Source organism: Alteromonas sp. CNT1-28, assembly GCF_022348345.1.
Lineage (GTDB): Bacteria > Pseudomonadota > Gammaproteobacteria > Enterobacterales > Alteromonadaceae > Alteromonas > Alteromonas macleodii.
This window is the reverse complement of the sequence record NZ_JAKREZ010000102.1, coordinates 1-1202: the sequence shown is the minus strand read 5'-3', so window position 1 is coordinate 1202 and position 1202 is coordinate 1. Positions and strand designations below refer to the sequence as shown.

Sequence of the window (1202 nt, the reverse complement as noted above, 5' to 3'; positions counted from 1 at the left end):
TGTACTAGCTCAGACTTGATCTGACAGTTACCCGTTTTTTCAGGTGTCGCTGTCAGTTTAGATTTGAGCTAGATTCTTCTCAGCCCAAGTCCGTTTCCCATCGATTAATGTTTCCAGTGGCGTTCTGCCACAGCACATTTTGCCCTGATGAGTCCTTTCATTGTTGTAGTAATCCATCCACACGTCCAGATCTTTTTGAAGCTCTTCTAGCGACGCATATAGTTTCTTACGGAACGTAACTTGGTAGAACTCATTCAATATCGTTTTGTGGAAGCGCTCGCAGATTCCGTTCGTTTGCGGAGACATTGCTTTAGTTTTCGTGTGGTCGATATCGTTTATCGCAAGGTAAAGCTGGTAATCATGGTGCTCTACCTTCCCACAATATTCTGTACCGCGATCGGTAAGTATTCTGAGCATTGGTAAGTCATGCTGTTCGAAGTAAGGCAGCACCTTGTCATTGAGAGCGTCAGCAGCGGTTATCGGCGTTTTGGTGGTATACAGTTTGGCGAAGGCCACCTTGCTGTAAGTATCGATGAAGGTTTGCTGATAGATACGACCAACACCTTTCAAGTTTCCCACATAAAACGTATCTTGCGAGCCTAAGTAACCTGGGTGAAGGGTTTCTATCTCTCCGCAAGCTTCGTCATCATTCTTCTTTTTCTCTAACGCAGCAACCTGTGAATCTGTGAGGATTATGCCGTCATTAGCGACTTTATCTTCTAACGCTTTAAGCCGCTTTTTAAAGTTCTCCAAGTCATGACGAAGCCAAATGGATCTAACGCCACTACCAGACACAAAAATACTTCTCTTCCTAAGCTCGTTGCTGGTTCTGTGTTGGCCGTGAGCTGGAAACTCGATAGCGTAATCAATGACAGCTTGTTCTGTCACTTCATCAACGCGGTTTTTAAGATTTGGAGTTCTGCGACTTTTATCGATTAACGAGTCAATTCCACCGTCTTCAACAAGTTCTTGATAACGGTAAAAAGTATCGCGAGAAACGCCCATAACTTTACACGCTCTTGATACATTTCCGAGTTCTTCTGCGAGATTAAGCAAACCTGCTTTGTGTTTAATGATTGGATTGTTAGTATGCAACATGAGAGTTACCTATTTTGTTTTGATTAAAGATTCGACACCTTTATCAAAACGGGTAACTCTCATCTTTTCAAGAAGAAGTGTCAGATTAAGTCGAGACTAATTCA

At 42.8% G+C, this 1202-nt stretch carries 1 protein-coding gene; it reads right to left on the bottom strand.

The window, feature by feature from the left end; all coding sequences use genetic code 11:
• Nucleotides 1-57 precede the first annotated feature (57 nt).
• Nucleotides 58-1098, bottom strand: coding sequence for an IS481 family transposase (locus MHN02_RS21510; RefSeq protein ID WP_069945679.1), 1041 nt, complete (start codon nt 1096-1098; stop codon nt 58-60).
• Between the last annotated feature and the right edge of the window lie 104 nt (nt 1099-1202).